We start from the raw sequence: 25,933 nt of genomic DNA, 5'->3' as shown, positions 1-25,933 counted from the left end.
CATCGACGCCACCGCACACCCCTCGACGATCAAGCGGAAACAGAACGTCGAGAGCATCCCTCACCCGACCGAAACCATGCTGACCAGCAGAAACTCAACGATCACATCCGGTAAGACAACGGCTTCTCAGCTGGGCAGTTCTTCTTCCAGTGGATCCGGTTGATGTTCTTGCCGGGCTGGTCGATAAGCGGGCCAAGTGACCAGACGTCGTCGCCGACCCGGCTGTTGGGCCGGGTGTTGGTCGGACTGATCCAGCGCGATTGGATCACCAGGTCGTCGGGGCGCGGGGCCCGCAGCACGTACGGGTCGCCGAGAGCGATGAGGGCGGGGCTGGTCATCAGGCGAGGTCCCCCTTGAGTAGGTGGTTAACGATCATGCGGTCGCGGTCGGTCGCCTTGCGCAGGGCGCCGTCGAATGCGATGGGGCCGACGCGCTCGCGAAGGTTCTCCAGGCGGAGCATCGGTGTGTCCCAGGTGCCCACCCAGTGCTGGCCTGGCAGCGCGCCCTGGAGGGACGTGAGGCCCCGGCGCAAGAGGGCCAGGCGGGGGTGGTGGCCGTCGTGGACTCGGGAGTTCTCGCAGGCCAGGCAGGCCATGAAGCCAGCACCGCAGCCACCACCGGGGATAGGCGAGGGGCCGGTCTCGGAATCAGAGCAGTCGGAGGTGGCGGTCTCCGCGTGGCCGGGATCTGGGGCGTCGGACAGCTGCCCCTTGAAGGTCACATCGCGAGCCTGCTGAAGGGCTTCCTCCGCACCGGCCGCGATGATCTTCCGCGAGTCCTTCTGCACCCGCTCGTCGGGCAGGACGTAGGTGCTCTCGTGCGTGCCCTGCTTGTGCTGCAGCGGCTTGCCCTCGTCGATGACGACAGTGCGACGCAGCCCCTGGAACGGCGATCGCGGCAGGGCGTGCCGTCTCCGCCATGTGTCCGCAGCGCTCGGGGTGATGCCGAAGCCGAGCGGCCATATCGGAGGGGGACGGTCCCCGTCCTTGTGCCCCCGGCCGCGTTGGTGGGCGCGGTGAACCATGAGCAGGTCTGTGCCCGGGGCCAGGTGGGCAGCGAGGGCACGGCCATGGGCGGTGGCTTCCAGCGCCTGTGTGATCAAGCGTCCGTCGGAGTCCGCGCCAGAGTCGGTGATGTTGACCGTGTCCCACCAGCGCCCGACGCCGGCGCGGTGCTTCTCGACCTGGACCTGGTAGGTAATTGTGCTGGTCTCCCCGGCTGATGGTGTCCGCACCGGGGTCGGCACCCGGTCATACATCGACAGGTTCCAGCTCCACTGATTGGTCATCAGCACCGCCAGGGCGATCACCTCGGACCAGGTCGGGAACAGGCGGCCCCAGGTGTGCAGTTGGCTCCCCCCACCGAGCAACCCGGGATCGGCCACCACGACCGAGCCACCTGGGCAGGTCACCCGGGGGACGTCGCCGGTGGCGGCGAGGTGCTCCAGGATCCGTCCGACCTTCCACTCGCGACTGCCGTCGGTCAGCTCGCCGGAACGGTAGCGCTCAAGGTGCTCGGTGTTCTCGCGGATCCTGAGCAGTGCCGACCGGAACTGTGCCTGGGCTGCAAGCTTCACCTTCTGGTGTTCGTCCGTGGCCATCGACTTCCTGGTCGACTTCCAGAGCTTGACCGGGCGGGCGAGCTCCTCGGCGGCCAGCCCCTGGTTCAGCCGTGGATCGCGCTTCAGCAGCCGCCGCAGATGGGCGAGGTGTTGGCTGGTCCCAGCGGCCTGCTGGAAGTTCTGCCGAAGGAGTTTCAGCAGCGGCGCGGACACCTCGTCCAAGTCCATCGCGGGCTGGCCCTGGTCCCTCAGAAAGGCGGCGAACGCCTCCAGCGCCTTCCAGGTGTTGTCCCCGCTGATGTGGGAGTTCCAGTTCGCGGACTGGCGAGCGAACACGCGGGCCAGGGAGAGCTGCATCGGCCCGGGCACCAGCAAGTCGGCGAAGTCGAAGACCTTCGCGACCCCGCGGCTGTTCACCACGGTGACCTGCAGGCCGGTCGGGTCGATACGGGCGGTGGCCTGGAAGGCCGCCGGCGGCAGCACCGCCTTGCGGCCGCGGGGACTCACGCCGGCACCTCCTCAGGCGACGGGTGCCGATCCATCAGAGCGTCCAGGTCCTGAATCCCCGAGGTCTCCTTCGCCAGACGCGCGAACAGGCTCGTCACTCGCGCCTCCGACCCGCCCGTATCGGCGGCGTCCGGCTTCTGGTCCGGATCGTCGAACGCGAGAATCGACTCCAGTCGTAGGTGCTGGACCGGCGAAAGGTAGTGGGTCTTGGTGGTCTCGACGTCCACGTGGCCCAACAAATCCCGCACCAGCCACCACGGATCTCCGTACAACGTGGCGAAGTCACGCCGCTCCGCTGGCGACAGCCCGTACTTCCGGTCCACCAGGTCGTTCAGCACCACCAGCATGTGCAGTGCGAAAGAGTGCCTGGTCATCTTGGGCGTGGCATAGGGGACCCGGCCGCGGGCCTCAGCGGTTCGCAGGTGCCGCGGCACCTCGAGCTCCTGCGCGGTCAGCAGCGCTTCCTCGCATCGCAGGTTGGCCAGCCGGAACACGGCGTTCCACCGGTCGGGCAGCATCGGCATGCCCTCCTCGGTCAGCCATAGCCACAGCGGCTCCGGCCCGTCCGGCCCCTCGGTGAACAGCCACTGCCGCTCCTCCCAGTCCAGCGCCCCCAACTCCCGCTGACCGGCCACCCCGTCCCGGTCCACCCACTTCACCACCGGCTTCGAGCCCCGCGTCAACTCGGTGACCAGCCGAATCGGCAGGGCGTCGTAGCGGCCCTTGCGCTGAGCCTGGCGAATCACCCACGCCCGCTCCGACTCCCGGTACGCGGTCACCTGCTGCAGCGCATCCACCCGCGCATAGAACACCCGACTCGCCTTCGACCTCGTCAGTGCCCACGGCACCGTCCCGTGCAGGTAAAGGCCCCGCCCCAATTTCTGGTCCGGCAGCTCGAACGTGAGCAGCCCACTGCCCTCCTGCCGACGCAGCCCCGAACTCAGCTGCAGCTGCACGAACGCCGTGTTCCGCAGCTCGGTCCGCCCGTCCCACCCGTGCCGACGCGACCCGTCCACCTGCAGGCCCCGCAGCCCCAGGTCCATCCACAGCCGCCAGGTCCGCGGCGTCAACCAGTGCACGTTCCGCTGGCGGGCGTTCGCCGCCCGGTGCTCGCGCCGGCCCGCGTCGATCGGCAGCGGGTCCACCTTCGCCCACTTGTACAGCAGCGTGAACGCGGCGGCCTCACGGTCCCATTTATCCCCACCGATCCGGCGCGGATTCAATGGTGACGAGCATCGGAATTCCCGATAAGCGTCCAGGTCCTCCTCGGCCGCCTGCCACCACGCCAGCCCTCGACTCCACAACCAATCCAGTAGCAACCTGATATCAGTCCCGTAGTTCTTCCTTGTTGACCGGGCCTTCCGGAAATCTCGGGATATCACGAAATCCAGCAGATCCGGATCCACGCGGAAATCAGGCCGAACGAACACCGGATCGCCGGGGCGAAGACCCACCCGCCCAACCGCCACCTTCAAGTCCTGGATACCCAGAACTCCTTCCTCTGGCTCCGGCCCCCACTGCTCTGGGTCCCGCACGAACACCAACCGCCAGCCACTCACTGCACGCCTCCCTGACCCCTTGAACACGCTCAAGTATCACGGAACGCCCAGGACCTGCTGCCGACGAAGGCCCAAGGGGACGCCAGTTTCGGAAACCTGATCGCGCTGCCGCTGAACGGTCTGCGACGCCAGCGCGGCACCACGCTCTTCCTCGACCCGGCGACATGGGAGCCCTTCGCGGACCAGTTCGCCTACCTCTCCCAGATCCGGCGTCTTACCCCCGCAGAGGTCGAGTGTCTGGTCGAGGATCTCGGCCCGGTGGAGATCGGCCCGGCCCCCACGACCGCTGCCCTGCCGCCCAAACCACGACGCGGGGCCCTGGGCAAGGCACCCGAGACCGTCGAGGCCAGGCTCGGGGCCATGCTGTCAGTGGCCACGGCAGGTCTGCCCGCGCCGCTACTTGCGGCGCTCAAGCACCTGGCGAGCCTCCACAACCCGGCCTTCTACAAGAAGCAGGCCCTGCGCTACTCGACGTTCGGCACACCCCGGTTCGTGACCTGCTTCGATGCGATCGACCCGATGTGGCTGCGGCTGCCCCGGGGCCTGCGCGATGAAACGGCGGCGCTGGTCGCCTCCGCCCACGGGACACTCCAGGTCACCGATGAACTGCCCATCCAAGAGCCGATCTCCGCAATCTTCACTGGAGTGCTGACACCCGTTCAAAATGAGGCACTCGCCGCGCTGCGGGGCCACCCGACCGGAGTGCTGGTCGCCCCGCCCGGCACCGGCAAAACGGTCCTGGCCTGCGCGATGATCGCCGAAGTCGGACAGCCTGCCGCGATCATCGTGAACAAGGCCGAGCTGCTCGCCCAGTGGCGCCAGCGCCTGGATACCTTCCTCGAGCTCGGCGACGGGCAAGCCGTCGGGTCACTGGGCGGCAGCAAGGACCGCCGCGGTGGTGTCGTGGACCTGTTCATGCTGCAGAGCCTGTCCCATCGCAACGCCCTCGCCGGACTCCTGGACGCCTACGGACTGGTCATCGTCGACGAGTGCCACACAATCGGCGCGCCGTCGGCTGCCGCCGCGGTCAACGACGTGCCGGTGCGGCTGTGGCGAGGGCTGTCGGCGACGCCCTACCGGGCGGACCAGATGGACGCGGTCATCACCATGCAGTGCGGCCCGATCCGCCACGAGATCCCCGACCAGACCACCTTCGTCAAGCACCTGATCGTGCACCGAACCGACTTCACCACCAACGAGGTCGGCAGCGACGGTGTCTCCTTCCAGGCCCTGTACGGAGAACTCGCCACCGACCCGGACCGCAACGCCCTGATCGCTTCTGACATCGCCGACGCCGCGCGGCGCGGGCGCCACAGCCTCGCTTTGAGCAACCGCATCGAACATCTCCATCGCCTGGACGAAGCCCTCCGCGCCCGCGGCGTCACCCCGATGCTGCTGCACGGTGGCCTCGCGTCGGCGGAGCGCAGCGTGGTCCGCACCGCGCTGGACACCGACGACGGCACACCGCTCGTCCTCCTGGCCATCGACAAAGTGGCCGGCGAGGGATTTGACGCCCCTCGGCTCGATGCCCTCTTCCTCGTCAGCCCGTTCAAGTTCAAGGGCAAGAGCATCCAGCAGGTCGGCCGGGTCATGCTTGAATCCTCCCCTCCCTAGAGGGCGGGGATTCCTGGCTCACGTCGGCTGTGGACCGGCGGTCCGTCAGCTCTTGCACGATCAGCACCAACCGGGTTGAGACCAGCCCGGACGAGCATCACGTGTGCGGAGTTCTTGTCCCTGGGGGACACGGCTCCGCACACGGTGCACGAGTAGGTTCGTTCCGAGAGAGGTAGTGCGTGCTTGGTTCTCGCTCCGCACTGCGCGCAGTCCATGGTGGTGTGCGCGGGGTGGACAAGGTGCACGGCACGACCGTGCTTGCGGCCCATCTCGATCAGGGCCGCCTTCGTTGCGCCGATCGCGGCGTCGGCCGCTTTGCGGGCCATGGTGGACTTGGCGAGGAACTTCACCTTGAAGTCCTCGACGGCGAGCGCCTCATGATCGCGGACCACCTTCTTGGCCCACTTGCGGGCGGTGTCCTGACGCTGCCGGGCGATCTTCTTCTGCACCTTCGCGGACTGCCGCCGCGCCTGACGGTAGCCCCTCGACTGGGCCTTGCCCCTGGGTGCGCGGCGGCGGGCCATCATCCGCTGGTAGTGCGCGAGGCGGCCGGCGGCCTTCTGGCCGTACTGGGCGTGGGGCAGGTCGTGGTCGTCGGACGTGGTGGTCGCGATCTCCCTCACCCCCCAGTCGATACCGATCACCGAGCCGGTGGCGGGCAGTGGCTCGGCGGTCGCAGGGGCGACGAAGCTTGCGTACCAGTGGCCGAGGCTGTCGCGGTAGACACGCACCGACGACGGAGGCCCGGGCAGAACCCGCGACCACACCACAGTCACGGCGACGCCACCGGCGAGGTAGAGACGCCCGTCCTTCAACCGGAAACCACGCCGCGTGTAGTTGAGCGTGGGGTCCGTCATGTGCTTCTTCTTGTACTTCGGCATCCCGGCGCGCTGCCGCATCGGCAGCCGGGCCTTGATGTCCTTGAGCGCCTTCGCCCGGGACGTGGCGAAGTCGCGGATGATCTGCTGCTGCGCAACGCTGCTGCCCTCACGCAGCCACGCCATCGAGCATCGGGCCCCGGTCAGTAGCTTGTCGAGCTGCGACGGACCACACGTCACCTTCTCGCCGGCCGTCTTGTTGTGCGCGTGGACCTTGCGGGACATCGCCACGCACTCGTTCCACACCCACCGGCACCGCGCCCACTCCGCCTCAAGCCGGGCAAGCGCGGTAGACGACACACGAAGCCGGAAGGTGTACCGGGCATGCCCGGAATCCCCATCCTCCATCGCTGCAGCCAGCATGCCCCCAACCTAACCACCCCCACTGACAACGAAAGAGAGCGCAGTGTGAGCGTTCATGTTTTTCGGCTCTGTCGGGGATCTTGTGATGTCGCAGGGCTGAGCTGGGCAGTCTCCGGGTGTGCGGTTCAGGGGTGTTGGGGCGGTTGTTGCCGCATCTGTCCGGTGTTGTCATCGAATCGATCAAGCGAACGGCCGGGGTCATCACGCTTCGCGCGGGGTGCCAGACGTTGCCGGTGAGATGCCCGGGGTGCGGTATGCCGTCGTTGCGGGTGCACGGCCGGTACGTCCGCCGGCTCGGCGACGCGCCCGTGGCCGGCAGCCCTGTGGTGATCGAGCTGACCGTGCGCCGGTTCAAGTGCCTGAGCAGCCGATGCCAGGCCGTGACGTTCGCCGAGCAGATCGAGGGGCTGACCAGACCGCATGCCCGGCAGACGCAGGTGCTGCGGTCGATGCTCGCCTCGATCGCTCTGTGCCTGGCAGGCCGCCCCGGCGCCCGCCTTGCCGCCGCCCTCGGGATCCGAATCGCCAAGGACGCGCTGCTGGACCTGCTCCGCTCGGTTCCGCAGCCATCAGTTGGCGCCGTCAGATTCCTGGGAGTGGACGACTTCGCTCTGCGCAAGGGCGACTCCTACGCGACGATTCTCGTTGACTTGGAAGCCCGCCGCCCGGTCGATGTCTTGCCCGGCCGGGACGCTGCGCCGCTGGCCGCATGGCTTCGCCGCCACCCGGAAGTGGAGGTGATCTGCCGGGACCGGGCCGGCGCCTACGCGGAAGGAGCCCGAACCGGTGCCCCGCAGGCGATGCAGGTCGCCGACGCCTGGCATCTGTGGCGGAACCTCGCGGATGCGGTGGAAAGAACGGTCGGATCCCACCACGGGTGCATCCAGGCCGCGTTCGCGGCGACCCCGGTCATGGCGGAGGCGACCGCGAGGGACCTGGTCACGCCGGAGCCGTCCAGGCCGGTGGCCGTGCCGTTCGTCCCACCGGACGGCACGCTCGACGTCAGCGGCCAACCCCGGCGCCTGGTGGCCCGCACCACCGAGAGATACGCAGCGGTCCAGGCACTGCTGGCCGAGGGAAAGTCCCTGGCGGCAATCGGCCGGACACTGCGGCTGGACCACTCCACCGTCCGCCGCTTCGCCCGCGCCGCCAGCCTCGACGAACTCCTGGCTAAAGCCACCGGAAGGCTGTCCGTGCTGGACGAGCACAAACCCCACCTCCACGCCCGCTGGCTGGAGGGCTGCCGCGACATTCCCCAGCTTCACCGGGAACTGCGCGAGCGCGGATTCACCGGGAGCGTCCAGTGCCTCCGCCGTTACTTCCGCGCCTTCAGGCCTCCCCGACAACCAGGACGGAAGCAGCAGCCGGTCTCCCGGCCGCGGCCCAGGCCGACGCCCAAGACGCGACGCGTCGTCCGCTGGATCATGACGAACCCCCAGCACCTCGCGGCCGCCGACGCCGCGGAACTGAAGGAGATCCGTACGGCCTGCCCTCACCTCGACGCCGCCGCACGACACGTCCACGACTTCGCCGAAATGCTCCACCACCTCCGCGGAGACCAACTTCCCGATTGGATGGAGCGAGTCCTTGCTGACGACCTCCCAGCCCTCCACTCGCTGGTCAGCGGCCTGCGACGCGACTTCGACGCCGTCACTGCAGGTCTCTCAACACCGTGGAGCTCCGGCCAGGTCGAGGGCCACGTCACCCGCGTCAAACTCATCAAGCGCATGGCCTACGGCCGAGCCAACCTCGACCTCCTACGCCAACGCGTACTCCTCGGCCCATAACCCGGCGACATCACACGATCCCTGGCAGAGCCCGATTTTGCCCCAGGGGCCCGTCTAGCTGGGAGCTGGTGACTCGCTTCGTCAGAGGTCGACGCGATGCTCCGCAGCCGATGGGTCATCGACGGAGCCATAGCGCAGGACGACGTGCGCCGGCCGGAACGGCAGGTCGTTCAGGATGGGGGCCATGACAGCGAAGAGTGCGTCGGCGTCCGGTCCGTACGCGTAGAGGACGACCTCGCCGCCTCCGTACTCGTTTCCGTCGAACTCGCCGACGTCGGCTTGCTCGATCGCCTCGGTCAGCAGGGACTGAGCCTGGCGGACGGCCTCCCGTTGGCTTGGATCACCGAGGCCGGCGTCGGCCAGTCGGTAGTGAGCGATGACGGCATGCTCAACGTCGGTTTCTGCTTCGTCTGTGTCGGCCATAGGGGAAACGCTCTCATCCCGGACCGACATCCTCGCCGGCCTGGCCCGCCGGGACTCGGTCCTACGAGCCAGACCTTGACCTCCTACGCCAACGCGTACTCCTCGCCCCGTGACCCTGCGACATCACAAGATCCCCGACAGAGCCGAATTACGTGAGCGTCCACACGCAGGTCAGAGCAGATGTGCAACGGACTCCGCCGCTACGCGGCTCCGCCCCAAGGACCCATTCCTCCCCGGGCTGAAGCCCGGGGCATCCGGGGAGAGATCCGGTGAACTGGCGACGGGGAAGGCGGACGTGGAGGTCCACGACTACGTTGACTCTGAGGTCTCCCGGCTGGAGAGCATGCACCACTACCGGCGGCGTGTTCTGGAACGCAAGGGCTTCACCCTCAGGACCGCACCAACACGAGCCACCTCGGACAGCCCGCCCGCCCAGGCCGCCCCGGTTCAGGCCGGGCCGGCAGGGCGGCCAAGCGTCTCGGAAGTCCGCGCCTGGGCCCGGGACCAAGGCCACAACGTCCCCGACCGTGGCCGACTGCGCGCCGAGCTCTGGACAGCCTGGCATGCCGCGCAACCTCAGTCTCCGCCGTGATAGGGAGGGGAGGGCGCCGGCCGATGCGCTGCCGCGGCGGACCCGCAACCAGGGCGGAGCCGACGAACGGTTCATGGAAGGGAGGACGACGGGTAGCAGCAAGCGAACCGGGACACGGCGCAGCACCCCACGAAGAGGGTCCATCCGTCTACGAGCTGGGCCGCCAACAGCCGTACTCCGGGCACAGCGCCCCGCGCCCCCAAGTCTCGGGAACGGGGTCGGCTGTGCTGCCGCGGCTACTGCCAGAACACCTCGTCGATCACGATCTGCGGATCGGGGGAACGAGGAGTGAAGTGGTAGCGCAGCCACCCCCGCCCACGGCCGAAGTATAAAACGTGCATCCCGCCGGGCCGGGTGGACTGCACCGGTTCCACGTTCATGCTCGACGGAAGATCAAGGTCGCTGTCGATCCCCCGGAAGTACGGGTCCTTCGTGGTGACGAGTTCGGCACGTGCGGCCAGGAGCGCCTCGCGGCCATCCGCGGGGAGAGTATCCCGAGTCTCTTCGGCTTCCTTCGACCAGTCGGCCTGCCATGGCGGACCCATGAATTCGCCCCTCACTGCCCGGGTTCCGCCTTGGCTGCCGATCGCCTAAGCCGTCCGGCCTCTTCGATCATCTCCTTGGCCCGGGCGTAGTCCGGCTCCTCGCCGGCCGCGTCCTCAAGAGCGTGCACCTCGGCCTCAAGCCGGGAGTCGCGTGCCAGCGCGTACTCGCCCCACCAACGGGCCAAGAAGGCAGGAACCGGCACCAGGTCGTAGGCATCGGCGATATCGCGCCGCCAATGTCGGTCGAACTCGACGAGAAGCTTCGGCGCGTGCTCCGCGATCGCCATACGCAGGGCTCTGGGGGTTCGCTCCGGCATGGGAGGGATCCCCGACTGCCGTGGTCCGTCATGGACCGGCTGTGCACTCATATCGTCGTCTCCTCGCTGGGTGCCGCAAGCCTATCCACCTGGGGCAGCGCAGCGGATCGACCAAAATCTGATCGTTCGGAGTGCCGTAGCTCGAAACTACTACGCTGCCACCATATACGCGCCCCACAGTATTCCGGGCAAGCGATCGGGCCAGGCACGAGGTCACGCAGACGCTGGCGCGGTTCTCCCCTGGAAGAACCCGCAGGCGCCCCAGGCGAGCAGCGGCGGCCGGCCAGGGTCCGGGTCCCGGCCTGGGAACATGAACACCACTGCTGCACCGTCCAGCGGGTACGCGGCCGCCGCATGCGCGACCTCCGCCGACTCCTGAACGAAGACGGAACCGCCATCCCACCAGCCCGAACCCGGCCACGAACCCTCGAAGACCTCTACCGCTACACCGACAGGAAAGGCATCACCAGCCCCCAGAAGATCAAACCAGCGTGTTGATTCGCGGCAGGCCCTAAGTGGCACCTGGACGAGGTCTTCATCAAGATCAACGGCCCGCAGAAGTACCTGTGGCGGGCCGTCGACGCCGACGGCGACGTACTCGACATCCTCGTCCAGAACCGTCGCGACAAGGAGGCGGCCAGGCGCTTCTTCCGCCGGCTCCTCACCGCCACCGGGCAGGTGCCAAGGGTGATCGTGACGGACAAACTCCGCTCCTACGGTGCCGCGCACCGTGAGGTGATGCCCTCGGTGGAACACCGTTCCCACGAGGGCCTGAACAACCGGGCGGAACTCACATCAGCCCACCCGCCAGCGTGAACACGCGATGAAAGGCTTCCGCAGCCCAGGCGGGGCACAACGGTTCCTGTCCGCGTTCACCTGAGGTTCCCCCGGCGTGCGGGTGGTGCTGATCAGCTGTTCAGGGCGGGGTGACGGGTATTGAGGTTCGCTTGTTCGGTTCGCTCGGTTGGTGTAGTGCCGCTCCTCGAACTCGATGGGGCTGAGGTAGCCGAGCCGCTTCTGGATGCGTCGGCTGTTGTAGAAGCCGTCGATGTACTCGAAGAGCGCGAGGTTGGCCTCGGCCCGGGTGGCGAAGACGCGACCACGGACGCATTCGGTCTTGATGATCATCCAGAGATTCTCGGCGAGAGCGTTGTCGTAACTGTCGCCGACTGAGCCCATGGACGCCTCGATCCCCGCTCTGACCAGGCGTGTCGTGAGCTTCACAGACGTGTATTGGGCGAGTTCAACCAGTCGTTGCAACACCGGCTTCTTGGATCGAGAGTAGCTGCTCACCGAAGACCTCGGCGGGAGTCTTCCAGCCGAGAACTTTGCGGGGTCGATTGTTGATCGCCAGGGCGATGGCCTCGAGGTCCTCGGCAGACCATCTGGCCAGGTCGGTTCCCTTGGGGAAGTACTGGCGCAGTAGCCCGTTCGTGTTCTCGTTCGTCGGTCGCTGCCAGGGCGAGTGCGGATCGGCGAAGAACACTTTCGTCCCGGTGTCGAGAGCGAACTGGGCATGACCGGAGAGTTCCTTCCCCCGGTCCCAGGTGAGGGTCTTGCGCAGCTGCTCGGGCAACTGCGTCATCGACGTGGTGAGTGCCGTGTTCATCGCGATCGCGCCGTAGCCCCCGAGCGAGGGGCCGCTCTTCACGGGCGGATTCTCGCCCCAGCCCTCGAGCCGGGGCAGGTGCACCAGGAGCGTGGAGCGGCTGCTGCGCTCGACGAGCGTGCCGATCGCGGAGCGGCCCGTCCCGATGATCAAGTCGCCCTCCCAGTGTCCCGGGGCCGCACGGTCCCCGGCCTCGGCGGGGCGTTCGCTGAGGACGACGTCCGCGGTGACATGCCCCTGCGGCTTGTTCTGCGACCGCGCTCGGGGAGCCCGCAGCGCCCGGCCAGTGCGCAGGCACGTGACCAGTTCCCGCTTGAGCGCGCCACGGCCCTCGATGAACAGTGCCTGGTAGATCGCCTCATGACTGATACGCATGGACTCATCCTCGGGGAAGTCGACAGGGAGCCGGTGCGAGATCTGTTCCGGGCTCCATGCCATCGCCCATCGTCTGTCCTGCCGGTGCGGCTTGTTCAGCCCTTTCCACTCAGGTGCCTGCGGCCCCGCGACGACTGTCCCGTCAGGCCGGCGGACGTTCCCGGCCAGCCGCTCCTGCACGTACTCACGCAACGGGTCGTTGCCCAGGAGCTTCGCGCTCTTCGGACGTTTGGCCGCCTGCTGGGCCTTCCACTGCGCGACCGTCGCGCGGTACTCCTGCTTGCCGGCGCGCGTGGCGGCGTTGCGGCGCAGTTCCCGAGAGATCGTCCCCGGGTCACGCCCCAGAGCGCGGGCGATCTCGCGCACGCCCTTGTCCGTCGCCCTGAGGATCGCGATCTCCTCGCGCTCCTCGAACGTCAGGTAGCGGCCCGAGGGCTCGGCCAACGTGATCGGAGGCATGCCGCCAGCGTGACGAAACCACCTCGCGCCCACCGGCCATGACACGCCGACCGCCAGCGACGCCTCCACCGTCGTGACCCCCGTGGCGATCAGCCGCCAAAACTGGCGCTGCACGACCCGAGAGGGATCAGGCCGCCCCGGCGAACGCATAGCCGGCCGCAACGCACGGTCAGCACGCCACTGTCGACGCCTCCCCTCCGGAACATCGCTGGTCTTCAAACTCCATTCCGCCGTAGCCACGCCGCACACCTCCGAGATCAGGGTGTTGCGACGACCAATTGAATCCGCCTTGGCAGCTGTGGTCGGCGTGGTGGATGAGCCGGCCGGGCTCGATCTGGCGGCTGGCCAGTGCGTACTCCAGGGAGGAGAGGACCAAGTCGGCGTCCGCGCGGGCGGAGGTCTCCCAGGCGACCACCCGGCGGGAGAACGCGTCGGGGATCGCGGAGAGCCACAGCGGCCCCTCGCTGGTCGAGATCATCGTCAGGTCGGTGACCCACAACCGGTTCGGCGCGGGGGCGGTGAAGTCGCGCTCGACCAGGTCCGGGGCCATGGTGGCCTTCGGGTCCCGGCGCGTGAAGCCTGTGCGGCGCGGGCTGATGCCCGCGAGATCGGCCTCGCGCATCAATCGCTCGACGCGCTTGCGGCCGACGTGGACGCCCTCGCGTTTGAGGACGGCGTGGACGCGTGGGGAGCCGTAGATCCCGCCGGATTCGGTGTGGATCCGGGTGATCTGCTCGGTCAGCTCCGCTTCCTGCCGTCGCTGTTCGCAGGGCTCCTTCTCGGCGTGGCGCCAGCGGTAGTGGGTGGAGGAGGCGATGTGCAGTTCCCGGAGAGTGGGCTCGACCTCCAGGTGCGGGTGCTCGGTAAAGAGCGCCGTCACCTGGGCCGGGTCGGGTCGAGCTGTGCGGCGGAAAAGGCCGAGGCGGTCCGCAGGATCTCGTTCGCCCGCTTGAGCTGGGCGTTCTCTTTGCGCAGGGCCGCGAGTTCCTCGCGCTCGGCGGTGGTGGGCCGGTCGTCACGCTCGCCGACGTCCGCCTCGGCCTGCCGAATCCAGGTACGCAGGGCCTCGGGATGCACCCCGAGATCGGCGCCCAGCTTCTTGATCTGCGGCTTCGGGTCGGCGGTGCGGTACATCCGTACCGCACGCTCACGCAACTCCAGCGGGAATTTTCTCGGTGCAGGCATCGTCTGGGTTCCTCTCATGAGTCCCATCTGACCCACTGTCACCACCCTCCGCATCCCGGGGGAACCTCACACCGCGCGGTGGTCGGGCTGTGGCAGGAGAAGAGGCAGCTGCCGCTGCCACAGCCCGACGACGGAGGAGCTTTGCCCGTACCGCCTGCCGCAAGAGTGCCCGAGCGCCCAGGCAATCACGCCTTGTCACCGCCTTCAAGGCTGGAAGTGACGCCATTGGAGCGACGAGCCCTGCGCCATCAGGGCCAGCCTTCAGGACCGCCCGGCCGGCTGCGCGGGAAGATAATGCACACTCGCCATGTGATGTCGGCGCCCGCCGGATGATGCGAGGTGCAGACCTGTGCGGCATCGGCCACGCAGGCCGCCGACGGCACACGTCCGTCACGATGCGTCGCGCCCCCTCTCCAGCGGCCGCACCAAGCCAAACAGATTCGTACTTTTACACGACTACGGGGTCGATCCCGTGGTTTCGCAGCCCCTGGACATCCTCGCCATATGCGGCGTTTCCTGGAATTACAGACACAGTGGCCCGCTGAGGAGGGACGGTGTACGACACATTCCAGGTCGAGGTCCGACACTGCGGGCCCGGCAGCTGTGAGGTGACTGTCGCCGGCGAGCTGGACGTGGCCACCGCCCCGGATCTGAGAGCCGCCCTCCACCAGGCCGTCGCCGTGTACGCGCACACCCGGGTGGATCTTGCGCGTCTGACGTTCTGCGACTGCATCGGGATGAGTGCGCTTCTGTCCGCTGCCCGGCTGGCCAAGACACACGGCACCGAGCTGCGGCTCCACGGGGTGCCGCACTGCCTGGAGCGGCTGCTGAGCGTCTTCCACACCGATGGCGCCTTCAGCCCCCGTACTCCCAGTGGGCGGGTACGGCCTAGCTGAGGATCTTGGTCCCCGAGCGTGAATGGGACTGATCAGCAGATGTCGTTGTCTGCCTTGCGCCGTTGGAGTGGAGTCTTCGTCACGGTCACGTCCGGGTGCGGGTTGGCTCCGAAGTACGCGCGGACCCTGACCCCACCCTGGTCGGGGTCACAAGCCCACCCGTCTGTGAAAGGTGATCATGCGTACTCGCAGCACTGTCATCGTTTTCTCCGCCGTCCTCGCCGCTGTCTGCGCGGCCCCCGCCCTGGCGGCGGGTTCCGACACAGACACCCCGCAGGACCCGCGCCCGGCCATGGAGCGGCACGGGCTTGCCGCGATCGGGCTCACCTCCGACCAGCGGCTGGTGGAGTTCGATGTGGAGAAGCCGTCGAAGACCTGGGCGCTGGGCAAGGTGTCCGGCCTGATGGGTGACACCAAGCTCGTCGGGATCGACTTCCGGGTCCAGAACGAGATGCTGTACGGAGTCGGTGACAAGGGCGGTATCTACACCCTGAACACCGACAACGCGAAGGCGATGAAGGTCTCCCAGCTGACCGTGGCCCTGTCGGGGATGCGGTTCGGGGTCGACTTCAACCCGGCCGCGAACCGTCTGCGGGTCATCTCGGACACGGGGCAGAACCTGCGCCACAACGTCGACGACAACGTCGCCCCCACCATCGTCGACGGCATGCTGACCAACCCCACCACCCCGCCCTCGACCGCGATGGGTGTCACCGGCGCTGCCTACACGAACAACGACCTGGATGCCGCCACGGCCACCACGCTGTTCGACCTGGACACGATGGCGGACCGGATCTCGCTGCAGTCCCCTGCCAACGCGGGCACCCTCGCCCCCACCGGCAACCTCGGCGTCAACGCTGCCCTGGACGCCGGATTGGACATCTACTACAACGCCAAGAACGGCACGAACAAGGGCTTCGCCGCCATCGATGCTGGCAGCGGCTATGGCCTGTACGAGATCAACCTGCTCAACGGGCAGGCCGGCAGCCGGGGCATGTTCCCCAAGGGGCAGCAGGTCACCGACATCGCCCTGCCGCTGAACCAGCAGTGATACCCCGCAGCCGACTTCCCGGTGGGGCCGCTTGGGGGCGGCCCCACCGCACCTCGGCTGCTTTGGCCAGGCACCAGGCCCCGTGTTCCCAGCTGCTGTCGACGGGAGACACGGGGCGGGGTTGCTCCGGATGGCGCTCGTGGCTGGACGGCGGTCCATCGCGGTCGGATCGTGGGGCCTGGTGATCCCCCGACATCACGTTGCCAGCTGCCCGGGCGTCTGGCTCAGCCCTGTGGAGAGAACGTCTGTGGCAGCTGACGCGGAAGCCGGCCGTGTCGTACCCGACGGTGCGGTGGAGAACTGGAACAGCCCCGGCTACACGCGGGCCCTGGCAACGGGGCACGGAGAAGTGTCCCTGTGTGACAGCACCGGATGGGTATTGCCGCTGGACATCTGCCGCTGGCGGGCACCCGCGGACTCCTGCGACATGAGCGTCGTACGCCGCTGCTGACATCGGGTGCGGGCCGGGCAGGCTCGTCGAGGCCCTCACCGGCCGGGGACACCAGGTGCTCGGCATCGACATCTCCCTTCCTGCGGTGGATGTCACAACGGGCCGCGGGGGGCCGGCGTTGTGCCGGTCGGTGTTCGACACGCTTCCCTCAGAGGGCGAGTGGGGCACGGCGCTGCTCCTGGACGGGAACATCGGTATCGGCGGCGACCCGGTCAGGCTCCTGCAGCGGGTCAACACCCTGGTACGGGGCCACGGGGTTGCCCTGGTGGAAGCGTCCGCTGAAGACGTCGACCACCGTCACCTGGTACGCCTCCACGGCGGCCACCGCGTTCTGAACGGAGTTTTCCCCTGGGCAACCGTCGGCCGGGACGCGCTGGCCCGGCATGCGAAAGCGGCCCGGTGGCGGGTGGATGAGCAGTGGACCACCAGCGGGAACCGTCACTTCTTCGCCCTGCGTTCCGCCTGCTGACGCTCCCGGGCGGCCCGCCGCGTCTGCTGTGAAGCCCGCTGGATCCGGATCAGCAGGCACAGCCCGGAGGCCGTGAACAAGCCTGCTGTGATCAGCAGCCAGCGCCCCAGGAACACATCGTCAGGCAGAGCCGTCGAGGCCGTGAAGTTGGGAACCTGTCCCAGGATGAGCGGCCACCACGCGAGCAGCAGCATGCCCGCAACGAATGCCGGTACCCGGACGTAGTTGACGCTTACCGACGACGGGACCCCGGGGCCCTGGCCGTGGCGTCCTCGGAAGGCGCGCTGCAGGACCTGGTCGGCGACCGAGTACGCGGGCAGCAGCACCAGGTCGTGGAGCAGTGCGGCACCGACGAACCAGATGGCGACACCGAGGGTGTCGCCGTTCAGAAGGCGAACCCCGGCGTAGAGGGCGAGGGCGAAGGAGGCGAGGGTCAGCAGGAGGTGGAGGGGGGAGGCGCCGTAGCGGGCGAGCCGGCGTTTCATGCCTGCTCTCCGAAGGTGAGACGGGTGACCCACTTGGTGTTGTGGACGCCGGGGGCGTTGGGGACGATGATCCGCGCGGGGTATCCGTGATCGTGGGAGAGGACCGCCCCGTTGACTTCGACCGCGAGAAGGGACCGGGCATCGCGGACCTGGTTGGCGGCCAGGACGACGCGGCTGAAGGATCCGCCGCGCTGGACCGACTCGACCAGTACCTCGGGCAGATCCCCGGTGAAGCCGACCAGGGCGGCGAGGTCGGCGAGTCGGACGCCGTTCCACTGCTGGTCGGTCGTCGACCAGCCCTCGACACAGGCGATGGGCAGGGCCGCCTCATGCCGTGGCAGTGCGTACAGGGCGTCCTTGGTGAGCACAGTCTGCCGGCCGGCGCCGCGGACGGTCAGCCGCCAGGCCGGGCCGATGTCGCTGGCCCGGATTCCGACCGAGGCAGCGGTCTTGTTGATCTGGAAACCGTTCGGCCCGCTGCCGGGACTCTGTCCTTGGGGGGCCAGCAGCGCGGTCTTGCGCCACCAGCCGCCGATGCTCTGCCCCATCGTGACCACGAGCAGCGCCGCTGACCCGGCGCCGACCATCCAGACGGCGCCACGCCGTGAAATCGTCGGCGCTGCCGGCCGGGGGGAGATGAGGCCCATCCCCTCCACGGCGCGTACCTCACCGGCAGGCAGCGGCGGATGCTGTTCGGCGCGCGGGCCTTTCACCACCGCGACGACAGCACGTCGCAGACGGAAAGTGACGTGGACAACGAACGCGCCGATGAACACCCACGCACCGTAGAAGTGCAGGACGTAGAAGGAGCCGGGGAAGATGTAGTGGAGCTGGACGTTGAGGATGCCGGTGACGAACTCGAATCCGGCGCCGCCCACCAGCAACAGCAGTGAGAGCCGCTCGAGTGCGTGGCTGACCGAACGCACGGGCGGCCACTCGAAGAGCTTGGGAATCACCGACCACAGCTTGGCCAGCAGAACGGGGATGAGGACGATCCCCAGGATGACGTGCACACCCTGGTTCAGGCGATAGCCCCAGTACGGTGAGGTCGGCCACGTGAACAGGTAGAAGCCCAACAGCCCCTTGTTCGGGGTCTGGTCGTTGACGGTCGAGACATCGGGGTTGTAGGCGGCGTAGGACAACAGACCGGTCACGAACAGGATGCTCACGCCGAACAGCAGAATCAGACCGAACACGGCCGTCAGCCACGGCCCACGCAGAGGACTACGCCAGAACTCCGGCCGAGCCGGACCCGGGGGCGGGCCTGACGCAACAGCCGATCGCAGCCGGTCCAGCCGGCCGCGCAAGCCCGACGAGGACACTCTGCCCACGCGATGAGATCCCCCCTCATCGTGCTGGGATGCTCCAGCACGCGCCGAGACGGCACCCGAAGGCCGCAACGGCGAGTCACCTGAGGAGCTGTCGGGTACGCCAGCTCGGCCCGAACCGGCTGGCCTTGTGGGTTCCCGGTCCTCCCGGTCGCCTTCGCCGGGGTGATCGGCTTTCATTTGATCCCCTGCCTCCGCCGGGCAACGACCGCGCACTTGCCGGGGAGCTTGCCGCACCGCAGGCCGGCACCACGGCGTGACACACCGCCACGCGTGAGGGGGGAAGCCGGATGGCCCAGTACCCGTCCACCCCGATCGCAGGGGGCGAGACGTGTGCGCCTAGGGGCGTGGGTCAAGGCGCCGGTACGGGAAATCCTCTGCGAGCATGATGCGGGCTGGTACTCCTTGCCAGGAGCACCAGCCCACAGCGTGTCTGGACCGGCCGCACATCGTGTACGTGCGGCCATTGGGTTCACCTACCAGTCGTGGCCGTATCCGCCGTGCCCTCCGTAGCCGTAGTCATCGTCGTCGTCCCAGCCGCTGTGGTGATACCCGCCGCCGCCGTATCCGTCGCCACAGCCGCCGCCGGCGACGTAGCTCACGGAGTGAGTCGGGGCTGCGGCCGAGGCCGTGCCCGCGGTGCCGAGGGCGGCGCCGCCTGCCATGAGGAGGCCGGCCGCGCCGAGAACGAAGAGACGCTTTGCTCTCTGAGCCTGCATGAGCGATACCCCTTTGCCCTACGCCTCCCACGTACCACAAGGAGGCGGGAGGTACTGACCGCCACAGCAGAGGTCGGGATCGTGCCGGGCGGAGTGGTTGCTTCGCCGCACCAAGATTTCACGGGCTGCCCGTGCGCCAGCCGAATCCACACTCTTCCCCCGAAGCCGACAGACGGCGGGTGACGCCTCGTCCCAGGCAGCATCCTTAAGCTGCTTGAGGCGCATCCCGCGGGTACGGCGCTCACTCTTTTCAGCCTAGCCCCGCACCAGTGGACCGGCATCTTGCGGCCTTGAACAGGTTCAGCGACCTCGGTGGCTCCGGCTGCGCGATCCGGTGTTCGTCACGTGGACTGTGCCCCGCAGTGCTCTGCCGGTCGACTGGTCCGATGCCGTGAGCAGGATCGCCGGACACACACCCCGGTGATCCCGAACTGACCAGAAAGACCTGGCTGCGCGGTTTGGGTTAGTACGGTGAGGGGGTGACCGACCCGGATGCGACGACGGTGGACGTCGTCTTGCCGTGCCTGGATGAAGCCCGCGCCCTGCCCTGGGTGCTGAAGCGAATCCCGCCCACCTGGCGCGCGATCGTCGTCGACAACGGCTCCAGCGACGGTTCCGGAGCGATCGCCTCCGCGCACGGTGCCACGGTCGTTTACCAGCCGGAACGTGGGTTCGGCGCCGCCTGCCAGGCGGGGTTGCTCGCGGCGGAGGCCGAGTTCGTCTGCTTCTGCGACTGCGACGCCTCCCTGGATCCCGGGCTGCTTCCCGCCTTCGTACGGGAGGTGGCCGGCGGGAAGTCCGATCTGGTGCTGGGGCGCCGCCGACCGCAGGGGCACGGAGCCTGGCCGGTTCACGCTCGGGTCGGGAACCTGGCCCTGTCCCGGATGGTGCGCCGGCGCACCGGACTGCGGCTGCACGATCTGGGGCCCATGCGCGCCGCACGGCGTGAGCCGCTCCTCGGCCTCGGCCTCACCGACCGGCGCAGCGGCTACCCCCTCCAGATGGTCGTACGCGCCGCCGACGCGGGCTGGCGTGTCAGCGAACTCGACGCCCCCTACCTTCCGCGGGCAGGGCGGTCGAAGGTCACCGGGACCTGGCGCGGTACCTGGCAGGCGGTGCACGACATGCGCGCGGTGCTCACGGAGCCACCGCTGACGGCCCTCGCATCCGGTGGGGCGGGTGCGCGGTGACCACGATGCTCATCCTCGCCAAGGAACCGCTGCCCGGACGGGTCAAGACCCGGCTCACTCCGCCCTACACGCCCCAGGAGGCGGCCCTCCTGGCCGAGGCGATGCTCACCGATTCCCTGCACGCCATGCTCGCGGCCCCCGTACAGCGGCGTCTGCTGGTCCTCGAAGGCGCGCCCGGCCCCTGGCTGCCTCCCGGCATCGAGGTCGCACCACAGGGGCAAGGCCGGCTGGACGAACGGCTGGCCGCCGCCTTCGGCCTCTGTACCGGTCCCGCCGTCCTGATCGGCATGGACACCCCGCACGTCACCCCCGCCAACCTCGCGCCCGCACTGGCCGAGGACGCCTGGCGGGACTGCGACGCCTGGATCGGCCCGGCCGTCGACGGCGGCTTCTGGGCACTGGGACTCGCCGAACCCGATCCAGCACTCCTGCGAGGCGTGCCGATGGACGTGCCCGATACCGGAACCCGGCAACGGCGGCGGCTGACCGACGCCGGTCTGACGGTGCGCGAACTGCAGGTGCTGCGCGATGTCGACACGGCCGCCGACGCGCTGGCGGTGGCCGCCGAGGCCCCGCACACCCTTTTCGCCTCCACCCTGGCCTCCTTGACACCGGCCAGTCCGCAATGACCGCCGACATCCCACCCCGCCCCGGTCCGGCACGCGCAGGGGTACGCCGATACGCTCCTCCTCGCTCGCCAGGGGCCGACAACTCCGCCTGCCCCACGAGGGAACGGTGCAGTCGCCGAGCAGGCCGATCAAGCAGCACGGCAGCCGCGAACCCGTGATCAACCCTCCCACCGTCCGTACCGCTCTCCTGCTGACCGCCCTGACCGCTGCCCTCGTCCTGACCGTCCGCAAGGACGGATACCACTCCGATCCGGCCGGGCTGTCCAGGCGGTATGGGGTGTGCTGGCTGTTGTTCGCGCCCGCGGTGTGGTCGCTGCGGAAGGTTCCCGTCCGGCACGTCGTGGTGCTGCTGCTGGCCGGCGGCATCGCGGTGACCGCCACCGGGCTGGCCGCTCCCCCGCGCACCAGCACCGACTCCTACCGCTACGCCTGGGACGGCCGGGTCCAGGCGGCCGGCATCTCCCCGTACGACCACGCGCCCACAGCCCCGCAACTGGCCGGGCTGCGCGACGGCTGGCTCTTCCCCTGGAGCGGCGGCCTGCTGGTGACGGGAACGGCGTTCCTTCTGTTGACGCCGGGTTACTCCTGGTATGCGTTGCTGCTCGTTGCCCTGGTCGCCCTCGACGGCCGCTGGGAGTGGCTGGGCATCGCGTTGGCGGGAGCCGCTAACTACGTCACGGGCCGGGCGCTCGGCGACTGGACCACGGTGGCGACCACCGCCTATGCGGTGGCCGCGGTCGCGGTACTCGCCGGATGGGCGCTGCGGCGCGCCCGGCGGATCCACGCCATTGGCGGCGGCCAGCCGTCCAGGTGACGGGCAGCCAAACGACACTTCCCCCGGACCTCGCACACCGCGCGCCGAGGGTCAGGGCGCTGCTCCGCAGGCTGGCGGGCCCGGACAGGGCCTAGCATCGAGACATGGCCGAGAACCACAGCGGAAAAACGACCGGGGCAGCGGAGGAGGCGGCTCAGGACGGTGTCGACGCCGCGGTCCACGCGGATCTCACCGCCGTCGCGGAGGCCTGGGCCGCGGCGATCGTTTCCAACGATGCGGCGCGGATCGCGAGCTTCATGACCGACGACTGGGCCATCGTCTCGGAGTCCGGCATCGCCTCCAAGGACGAGTTCCTCGCGTTCGTCGCCTCCGGGCATCTGACCCACTCTGCGATGGACCTCGTCAGCAGGCCCCGGGTTCGGGTGCACGGCGCCACCGCGGTCTTCAGCGTGCGGATGACCAACACCGCCCATTACGGGGGCCAACGGTTCGACGCCGACGAGTGGACCTCGGATGTGTTCGTGAAGCGGGACGGCCGCTGGCTGTGCCTGCTGAGCCACATCACGTCGGCGGCACCGGACTCGGCGGGTCCGTCGTCGACGACCGACCAGTGAAACCGAAGGGGCGTACCGGCGATCACTGGGGTGGTGTGGCCTCGCCCTGCCAGAAGCTCCACTGATACCCCCAGGGGTCGGTGACCGTGAAGGTCCGCGGCCCGTACGGCTGGTCCACCGGAGCGTCCAGCTCCATGCCGGATGCGGCCCGGACCAGCTCGAAATGCGCGTCGACGTCGTCCACGTGCACGATGAACAGGGCATTCTTGCCTTCGTCGCTCCCCCCGCCGCTGACCCCGAACTTCGTCTCACCCGCATGGATGTCAGCCTCGACCGTTCGCCCTGAATCGTCGCGCCAGCGGATCGCGTCGGTAAAGCCGAGGACCCGTTCCATCCAGTCGAGAGCCGCGTCCGCGTCCTCGTACCGCAGGTAGGGGGAAACCCCTTCGATCGCCATGCCGGCTCCTCAGGGCGGGGAGCCGAGACCGCTCCGAGCGGCTCGGCTCGTAGTGAATGGTGCTTACCTACCAGGCTGCCGTACGTGACCGGCGGACGCAGCCAATGGCGGTGCTGCGTGTCGCCCGCACAGCTGACTTTCGTCCCGCCCCCAAGCCCGGCCGCAACCGGCGATAATCACTCCTTAGTCCTGGCACTCGCTCCCTCGTGTCCGCGCTGGGGTCCGGAGTCTGGGTCAAGGCTCACACCGGTGATGCATGCCGTCTAATGTCGGGCGGGAATCTGATGCTGCGGGAGGCATTTTTTATGGCGCGTGGATGGATGTCGAGCAGGCCGGTTGTTCTCGGGGTCACGGTGGTTGCGGTCGCTGTGATCGGCGTGGGCATGTACCTGATTCAGCCCTGGAAGTTGTGGCAGGACGAGACGGTGCGAGAGGCCCTGCCCTCCACAGCAGCGACCGCGTCGCCTGTGCCGACCCCGTCCGGTGAGAGTTCGGCGTCGCCGTTGGCGCCGCCTGGGCCCCGGACTGTCTCTGCGGGGCAGTTGATCAGTCATGAGCACACCACGACGGGCTCGGTGAAGATCGTGCGCGGCAAGTACGTCAGCCTGGGCAAGCTCAAGGGCAACAAGGGCGACCAGAATTACGTTCTCCCCGCCGATGTGGACCTCTCCCAGTACACGAGCGTGAGCATCTGGTGCGACCGCTTCAACGTCTCCTTCGGCGCCGCGGCACTCGCCACGGCCTGAAAGAGGAAAGGCAGCGGTCCGCCGACGTATGGTCGGCGGGCCGCTGGCCGCATGGCGCGGCGAGGTTTCACCAGGCGCAGGTCACATAGTTGGTCAGGCGCGCTCGGCGCCAACCAGCGCGCCCGGCTCCTCGTGCTCTTCCCCCGCCAGACCTGACAGGGACCGGCGGCCCCGCCCGCCTACCGACTACCGCCGCGTGGCGGTCCGGTACTCCTGGCCGAGCGCGGCGATTTCCTTGCGGCGCTGGCTGCTCTCCCACAGCGCCGCGATCTTGGCCGTGGCCGAATCGTTCTCGGCATCAGTGACCAGCGACGGGTCTCCGTCCGGCCATTCACTCACCCCCGGCTCCACGGCAACCGCGCAGCAGCGGCCCACCAGCTGCCACACCGCCTCCATCGCAAAGATCGGGCCGAGGCCGAACCCGCGGTACGCCTTGTCGAGCCATACCCGGTCCAGGATCAGAAGATCCCCCACCGGCATGTCGACGGCCCGCTCGAACGCGGCGTTGTACTCGTCCCTCCCGTCGAAGACCGCCTCGGCGATGCTCAGCAGCTCGCCAGAGCGCTCGTCGGCGGCCATGGTGCGGCTGTATCCGGTGAAGGACCGGAGCCTGAACAGCGACAGTTCCCCGGCCCGGGGCCCGTCCTCGTCTCCCTCGTCCCACTCCGTGACGGACACCGTCCACTCCTCCAGCGTGTCCTGGTAGTCGTCGGAGCGGGCGAGATGGGAGTGCTCGTACCTCACGCTCAACAGCGTGGGATCGGACGGAAGCTGGGCGGCGGGGCGGCGTGCGGTCATAACCTGCCCAGCGAGCCAGTGGCAGGAGAAGTTCGGCACCTCACGGCCGGCCCCCGAGCAGGTCCGCCAGGCCCAGCTCCGTGTCGGAGGCGGCCATCACCGGTCGATGCTGCCCTTCGCCAAGTCCTCGGCGAGCGCGAGCACCTTCTTGTTCAGCTCCCGCAGCTCAGCCAGCTGCTCGTTCAGGGTCTGGAGCTTCCGGCGCCTCTATGGGCTGAGGTCTGGGAGCTGGCCCCGCTTCTCCGCCTGCTCCTCGAACAGGGTCAGGGCGTCGGCCTGCCAGATCCGGTGGCCTCGGCCAGTCGCAGGTCGGTCGAATCGTCTCGGGCGGGTTCGTCTGGAGTGAGGAGACGATCGGACCTTCCGGGTTCGGGACTGCGTGCGGTGCCGGTTCGGGGGTACAGGGTTAGTATCCGTGCTGCTCAGGACGAAGGTGGCGGTGTAACTCCATGGTGCACGAAGTCGAATATGAGCCGCTGGTCAGCCGCCCGAATCTGTCCGCTTTGGCCTTGGACGGCAGCGAGCCGATCGCCGCGGCCCGGCATTGTGCCCGTCGTTTCATGATCGAGGTGCAGGCCGTTCACGGGCTCCCGGTGTCGGACCGTGCGATGGGCCTGGTGGAGCTGGTGGTCAGCGAGCTGGTGACCAACGCATGTGCGCCATGAGGCGCCTTGTTGTATCCCCGGTCGAGCCGGGAGGAATTGGAGGAACATTCCTGGGTCTGATGGCTTACCCGGATCTGAAAGGTGATGGGGACCGTAGCATGCCAGATAAATCAACGGCCGCGATCAGGCGTATGTGGCGGCGCGTTGAGGGACCCGCGCGATATGGCGAAAGCTGGATTGCCTGAACCCTAATCTCCAGCGGATGAAAGGTTGCATCCACCGGAAAGACGCCTGAAACCGGTGCCGGCTCCTGAGTCGACATGTACGCGTGGTCGACTCAACCTCCGGAGTCGGAGCGATCCCCAGTGAGGGGATTCAAGGAGATGAGTGGGGCGCCTAAGTCGCGCTAGTACGTACAACAAGGACGAACATGGGATCGCCTAAGGAGCGCGAGCTCTACGGCGACGGAGGCCCCGTAGTAGTCGCAGGAGTAGCGACCTGCCAAGGGGGACGGGAAAGCCGTCCACAGGGCGAAGGGGGCCAGGTGATCGGATATTCGAAGCCCGGGAGGTATGCGTAATGCAGAACGCCGAAACGGTACTGAATGTCCTCCGTGAACGCGGCGGGCGTGGCCTGCCGTGTGACGAGCTGTATCGACAACTGTTTAACCCGCACCTGTATCTGATGGCCTACGGGCGGATCTACTCCAACCAAGGAGCACTGACGCCCGGGGTCAATGGGGAAACCGCGGACGGCATGTCGCTGGGAAAAATCAACCGCATCATTGATGCGATGCGTCACGAGCGATACAGATTCAACCCGGCACGCAGGATTTACATTCCGAAGAAGAGCGGAAACAAGTTACGCCCGCTCGGCCTGCCGACGGACACGGCATAGTGCCGCAGCGTCCAGGCAGTCCTTGGGTTCCTTGACGGTGACCCACCCGTTCCACGCCCTGTCGGGCATGCAGTTGGACATTCTGTTCGTCAAGCGGCGCAGTGGTGCA

28 protein-coding genes and 4 pseudogenes are annotated in these 25,933 nt (G+C 68.2%); 16 read left to right on the top strand and 16 right to left on the bottom strand.

Annotation, left to right across the window (positions count from 1 at the left end; genetic code table 11):
• Positions 1 to 101: 101 nt before the first annotated feature.
• The 3 genes from AC061S_RS40840 to AC061S_RS40830 are packed head-to-tail and all read right to left on the bottom strand — an operon-like array spanning position 102 to position 3,522.
• On the bottom strand, positions 102 to 338 hold the full coding sequence (locus AC061S_RS40840) for a hypothetical protein (RefSeq protein ID WP_478690927.1): 237 nt from the start codon (positions 336 to 338) through the stop codon (positions 102 to 104).
• Positions 338 to 2,068, bottom strand: coding sequence for a hypothetical protein (locus AC061S_RS40835; protein WP_478690926.1), 1,731 nt, complete (start codon positions 2,066 to 2,068; stop codon positions 338 to 340). The genes AC061S_RS40840 and AC061S_RS40835 overlap by 1 nt, the downstream gene beginning before the upstream one ends.
• The gene (locus tag AC061S_RS40830) at positions 2,065 to 3,522 is read right to left on the bottom strand and encodes an integrase (RefSeq protein ID WP_478690925.1); all 1,458 of its coding nucleotides are present in this window, start codon (positions 3,520 to 3,522) and stop codon (positions 2,065 to 2,067) included. Before AC061S_RS40830 ends, AC061S_RS40835 begins: the two co-directional genes overlap by 4 nt.
• A gap of 159 nt (positions 3,523 to 3,681) precedes the next feature.
• Between AC061S_RS40830 and AC061S_RS40825 the strand changes: the two are divergent.
• Both AC061S_RS40825 and AC061S_RS40820 read left to right on the top strand, forming a co-directional pair.
• A pseudogene (locus AC061S_RS40825) lies at positions 3,682 to 3,849 on the top strand (TOTE conflict system archaeo-eukaryotic primase domain-containing protein); the annotation flags it as partial.
• Between the two features lie 36 nt (positions 3,850 to 3,885).
• Complete coding sequence (locus AC061S_RS40820; RefSeq protein WP_478690924.1) at positions 3,886 to 5,241, top strand: DEAD/DEAH box helicase family protein; 1,356 nt, start codon at positions 3,886 to 3,888, stop codon at positions 5,239 to 5,241.
• Here the strand turns inward: AC061S_RS40820 and AC061S_RS40815 are convergent.
• A complete protein-coding gene (locus AC061S_RS40815; protein WP_478690932.1) occupies positions 5,238 to 6,467 on the bottom strand; it encodes an RNA-guided endonuclease InsQ/TnpB family protein in 1,230 nt (409 codons plus the stop codon). The genes AC061S_RS40820 and AC061S_RS40815 overlap by 4 nt on opposite strands.
• Before the next feature lie 131 nt (positions 6,468 to 6,598).
• Here AC061S_RS40815 and AC061S_RS40810 point away from each other — a divergent pair, with 131 nt between their 5' ends.
• Positions 6,599 to 8,269 carry an ISL3 family transposase gene (locus AC061S_RS40810; protein ID WP_478690923.1) on the top strand — a complete coding sequence of 557 codons (1,671 nt, stop codon included), beginning with the start codon at positions 6,599 to 6,601 and terminating at the stop codon, positions 8,267 to 8,269.
• A gap of 81 nt (positions 8,270 to 8,350) precedes the next feature.
• Here the strand turns inward: AC061S_RS40810 and AC061S_RS40805 are convergent, their stop codons facing one another.
• A complete protein-coding gene (locus AC061S_RS40805) occupies positions 8,351 to 8,692 on the bottom strand; it encodes a hypothetical protein (RefSeq protein WP_478690922.1) in 342 nt (113 codons plus the stop codon).
• A gap of 343 nt (positions 8,693 to 9,035) precedes the next feature.
• Here AC061S_RS40805 and AC061S_RS40800 point away from each other — a divergent pair, with 343 nt between their 5' ends.
• Positions 9,036 to 9,284 carry an Lsr2 family DNA-binding protein gene (locus AC061S_RS40800; protein ID WP_478690931.1) on the top strand — a complete coding sequence of 83 codons (249 nt, stop codon included), beginning with the start codon at positions 9,036 to 9,038 and terminating at the stop codon, positions 9,282 to 9,284.
• Between the two features lie 236 nt (positions 9,285 to 9,520).
• Here the strand turns inward: AC061S_RS40800 and AC061S_RS40795 are convergent, their stop codons facing one another.
• Complete coding sequence (locus AC061S_RS40795; protein WP_478690921.1) at positions 9,521 to 9,829, bottom strand: hypothetical protein; 309 nt, start codon at positions 9,827 to 9,829, stop codon at positions 9,521 to 9,523.
• 11 nt (positions 9,830 to 9,840) lie between these two features.
• Positions 9,841 to 10,116, bottom strand: coding sequence for a hypothetical protein (locus AC061S_RS40790; protein ID WP_478690920.1), 276 nt, complete (start codon positions 10,114 to 10,116; stop codon positions 9,841 to 9,843).
• A gap of 543 nt (positions 10,117 to 10,659) precedes the next feature.
• Here AC061S_RS40790 and AC061S_RS40785 point away from each other — a divergent pair.
• A pseudogene (locus tag AC061S_RS40785) lies at positions 10,660 to 11,017 on the top strand (IS6 family transposase); the annotation flags it as partial.
• On the opposite strand, the pseudogene AC061S_RS40780 reads toward AC061S_RS40785, so the two are convergent.
• From AC061S_RS40780 to AC061S_RS40765, 4 genes and pseudogenes are all read right to left on the bottom strand, one after another.
• A pseudogene (locus AC061S_RS40780) lies at positions 10,942 to 11,280 on the bottom strand (IS3 family transposase); the annotation flags it as partial. The pseudogenes AC061S_RS40785 and AC061S_RS40780 overlap by 76 nt on opposite strands.
• A gap of 109 nt (positions 11,281 to 11,389) precedes the next feature.
• Complete coding sequence (locus AC061S_RS40775; RefSeq protein ID WP_478690930.1) at positions 11,390 to 12,808, bottom strand: IS30 family transposase; 1,419 nt, start codon at positions 12,806 to 12,808, stop codon at positions 11,390 to 11,392.
• Positions 12,759 to 13,469, bottom strand: a complete 711-nt coding sequence (locus AC061S_RS40770; RefSeq protein WP_478690919.1) for an IS3 family transposase — start codon at positions 13,467 to 13,469, stop codon at positions 12,759 to 12,761. Before AC061S_RS40770 ends, AC061S_RS40775 begins: the two co-directional genes overlap by 50 nt.
• Positions 13,466 to 13,774 (bottom strand): transposase, encoded by a 309-nt coding sequence (locus AC061S_RS40765; protein WP_478690918.1) that lies wholly within the window; start codon positions 13,772 to 13,774, stop codon positions 13,466 to 13,468. Before AC061S_RS40765 ends, AC061S_RS40770 begins: the two co-directional genes overlap by 4 nt.
• Positions 13,775 to 14,328: 554 nt before the next feature.
• On the opposite strand from AC061S_RS40765, the gene AC061S_RS40760 reads away from it, so the two are divergent.
• From AC061S_RS40760 to AC061S_RS40745, 4 genes are all read left to right on the top strand, one after another.
• Positions 14,329 to 14,670 carry an STAS domain-containing protein gene (locus AC061S_RS40760; protein WP_478690917.1) on the top strand — a complete coding sequence of 114 codons (342 nt, stop codon included), beginning with the start codon at positions 14,329 to 14,331 and terminating at the stop codon, positions 14,668 to 14,670.
• Between the two features lie 178 nt (positions 14,671 to 14,848).
• Entirely contained in the window at positions 14,849 to 15,721 is an 873-nt protein-coding gene (locus AC061S_RS40755) for a DUF4394 domain-containing protein (RefSeq protein WP_478690916.1), read from the top strand.
• A 247-nt stretch (positions 15,722 to 15,968) separates the two neighbouring features.
• Positions 15,969 to 16,172 carry a hypothetical protein gene (locus AC061S_RS40750; protein ID WP_478690915.1) on the top strand — a complete coding sequence of 68 codons (204 nt, stop codon included), beginning with the start codon at positions 15,969 to 15,971 and terminating at the stop codon, positions 16,170 to 16,172.
• Between the two features lie 55 nt (positions 16,173 to 16,227).
• Positions 16,228 to 16,641: a hypothetical protein gene (locus tag AC061S_RS40745; protein ID WP_478690914.1), complete on the top strand. Its 414-nt coding sequence runs from the start codon at positions 16,228 to 16,230 to the stop codon at positions 16,639 to 16,641.
• Here the strand turns inward: AC061S_RS40745 and AC061S_RS40740 are convergent.
• The 3 genes from AC061S_RS40740 to AC061S_RS40730 form a co-directional block, all read right to left on the bottom strand.
• Positions 16,611 to 17,126, bottom strand: coding sequence for a hypothetical protein (locus AC061S_RS40740; RefSeq protein WP_478690913.1), 516 nt, complete (start codon positions 17,124 to 17,126; stop codon positions 16,611 to 16,613). The genes AC061S_RS40745 and AC061S_RS40740 overlap by 31 nt on opposite strands.
• Positions 17,123 to 18,322, bottom strand: a complete 1,200-nt coding sequence (locus tag AC061S_RS40735) for a molybdopterin-dependent oxidoreductase (RefSeq protein WP_478690912.1) — start codon at positions 18,320 to 18,322, stop codon at positions 17,123 to 17,125. The genes AC061S_RS40740 and AC061S_RS40735 overlap by 4 nt, the downstream gene beginning before the upstream one ends.
• 608 nt (positions 18,323 to 18,930) lie before the next feature.
• Positions 18,931 to 19,173 (bottom strand): hypothetical protein, encoded by a 243-nt coding sequence (locus AC061S_RS40730; RefSeq protein WP_478690911.1) that lies wholly within the window; start codon positions 19,171 to 19,173, stop codon positions 18,931 to 18,933.
• Between the two features lie 479 nt (positions 19,174 to 19,652).
• Between AC061S_RS40730 and AC061S_RS40725 the strand changes: the two genes are divergently transcribed.
• The 4 genes from AC061S_RS40725 to AC061S_RS40710 all read left to right on the top strand — a co-directional run bounded on the left by AC061S_RS40725 (position 19,653) and on the right by AC061S_RS40710 (position 22,381).
• Positions 19,653 to 20,363 (top strand): glycosyltransferase family 2 protein, encoded by a 711-nt coding sequence (locus AC061S_RS40725; RefSeq protein ID WP_478690910.1) that lies wholly within the window; start codon positions 19,653 to 19,655, stop codon positions 20,361 to 20,363.
• A gap of 5 nt (positions 20,364 to 20,368) precedes the next feature.
• Positions 20,369 to 20,992 (top strand): TIGR04282 family arsenosugar biosynthesis glycosyltransferase, encoded by a 624-nt coding sequence (locus tag AC061S_RS40720; RefSeq protein ID WP_478690929.1) that lies wholly within the window; start codon positions 20,369 to 20,371, stop codon positions 20,990 to 20,992.
• A gap of 106 nt (positions 20,993 to 21,098) precedes the next feature.
• On the top strand, positions 21,099 to 21,806 hold the full coding sequence (locus AC061S_RS40715) for a hypothetical protein (protein WP_478690909.1): 708 nt from the start codon (positions 21,099 to 21,101) through the stop codon (positions 21,804 to 21,806).
• A 104-nt stretch (positions 21,807 to 21,910) separates the two neighbouring features.
• Positions 21,911 to 22,381, top strand: a complete 471-nt coding sequence (locus AC061S_RS40710; RefSeq protein ID WP_478690908.1) for a nuclear transport factor 2 family protein — start codon at positions 21,911 to 21,913, stop codon at positions 22,379 to 22,381.
• Between the two features lie 22 nt (positions 22,382 to 22,403).
• Here AC061S_RS40710 and AC061S_RS40705 read toward each other — a convergent pair whose 3' ends face one another.
• Positions 22,404 to 22,778: a VOC family protein gene (locus tag AC061S_RS40705; RefSeq protein WP_478690907.1), complete on the bottom strand. Its 375-nt coding sequence runs from the start codon at positions 22,776 to 22,778 to the stop codon at positions 22,404 to 22,406.
• Between the two features lie 305 nt (positions 22,779 to 23,083).
• On the opposite strand from AC061S_RS40705, the gene AC061S_RS40700 reads away from it, so the two are divergent.
• Complete coding sequence (locus AC061S_RS40700; RefSeq protein WP_478690928.1) at positions 23,084 to 23,524, top strand: DM13 domain-containing protein; 441 nt, start codon at positions 23,084 to 23,086, stop codon at positions 23,522 to 23,524.
• 186 nt (positions 23,525 to 23,710) lie between these two features.
• Here AC061S_RS40700 and AC061S_RS40695 read toward each other — a convergent pair whose 3' ends face one another.
• Positions 23,711 to 24,268, bottom strand: coding sequence for a hypothetical protein (locus tag AC061S_RS40695; RefSeq protein ID WP_478690906.1), 558 nt, complete (start codon positions 24,266 to 24,268; stop codon positions 23,711 to 23,713).
• A gap of 503 nt (positions 24,269 to 24,771) precedes the next feature.
• Here AC061S_RS40695 and AC061S_RS40690 point away from each other — a divergent pair.
• The gene (locus AC061S_RS40690; RefSeq protein WP_478690905.1) at positions 24,772 to 24,987 is read left to right on the top strand and encodes a hypothetical protein; all 216 of its coding nucleotides are present in this window, start codon (positions 24,772 to 24,774) and stop codon (positions 24,985 to 24,987) included.
• 519 nt (positions 24,988 to 25,506) lie between these two features.
• Positions 25,507 to 25,812 (top strand): annotated as a pseudogene (locus AC061S_RS40685) (hypothetical protein); the annotation flags it as partial.
• Positions 25,813 to 25,933 lie beyond the last annotated feature (121 nt).

Source organism: Streptomyces sp. CA189 (assembly GCF_056428985.1).
Note: the sequence above shows the minus strand (reverse complement) of the source record. Positions and strands in the feature narration are given on the sequence as shown.

Coding starts and splice junctions, on each gene's coding strand:
- AC061S_RS40690 (WP_478690905.1), top strand. CDS start 24,772: ATGGTGCACGAAGTCGAATATGAGCCGCTGGTCAGCCGCCCGAATCTG.
- AC061S_RS40800 (WP_478690931.1), top strand. CDS start 9,036: ATGCACCACTACCGGCGGCGTGTTCTGGAACGCAAGGGCTTCACCCTC.
- AC061S_RS40815 (WP_478690932.1), bottom strand. CDS start 6,467: ATGGAGGATGGGGATTCCGGGCATGCCCGGTACACCTTCCGGCTTCGT.
- AC061S_RS40700 (WP_478690928.1), top strand. CDS start 23,084: ATGGCGCGTGGATGGATGTCGAGCAGGCCGGTTGTTCTCGGGGTCACG.
- AC061S_RS40805 (WP_478690922.1), bottom strand. CDS start 8,692: ATGGCCGACACAGACGAAGCAGAAACCGACGTTGAGCATGCCGTCATC.
- AC061S_RS40755 (WP_478690916.1), top strand. CDS start 14,849: ATGCGTACTCGCAGCACTGTCATCGTTTTCTCCGCCGTCCTCGCCGCT.
- AC061S_RS40840 (WP_478690927.1), bottom strand. CDS start 338: ATGACCAGCCCCGCCCTCATCGCTCTCGGCGACCCGTACGTGCTGCGG.
- AC061S_RS40795 (WP_478690921.1), bottom strand. CDS start 9,829: ATGGGTCCGCCATGGCAGGCCGACTGGTCGAAGGAAGCCGAAGAGACT.
- AC061S_RS40705 (WP_478690907.1), bottom strand. CDS start 22,778: ATGGCGATCGAAGGGGTTTCCCCCTACCTGCGGTACGAGGACGCGGAC.
- AC061S_RS40720 (WP_478690929.1), top strand. CDS start 20,369: ATGCTCATCCTCGCCAAGGAACCGCTGCCCGGACGGGTCAAGACCCGG.
- AC061S_RS40765 (WP_478690918.1), bottom strand. CDS start 13,774: ATGCCTGCACCGAGAAAATTCCCGCTGGAGTTGCGTGAGCGTGCGGTA.
- AC061S_RS40740 (WP_478690913.1), bottom strand. CDS start 17,126: ATGAAACGCCGGCTCGCCCGCTACGGCGCCTCCCCCCTCCACCTCCTG.
- AC061S_RS40790 (WP_478690920.1), bottom strand. CDS start 10,116: ATGGCGATCGCGGAGCACGCGCCGAAGCTTCTCGTCGAGTTCGACCGA.
- AC061S_RS40730 (WP_478690911.1), bottom strand. CDS start 19,173: ATGCAGGCTCAGAGAGCAAAGCGTCTCTTCGTTCTCGGCGCGGCCGGC.
- AC061S_RS40710 (WP_478690908.1), top strand. CDS start 21,911: ATGGCCGAGAACCACAGCGGAAAAACGACCGGGGCAGCGGAGGAGGCG.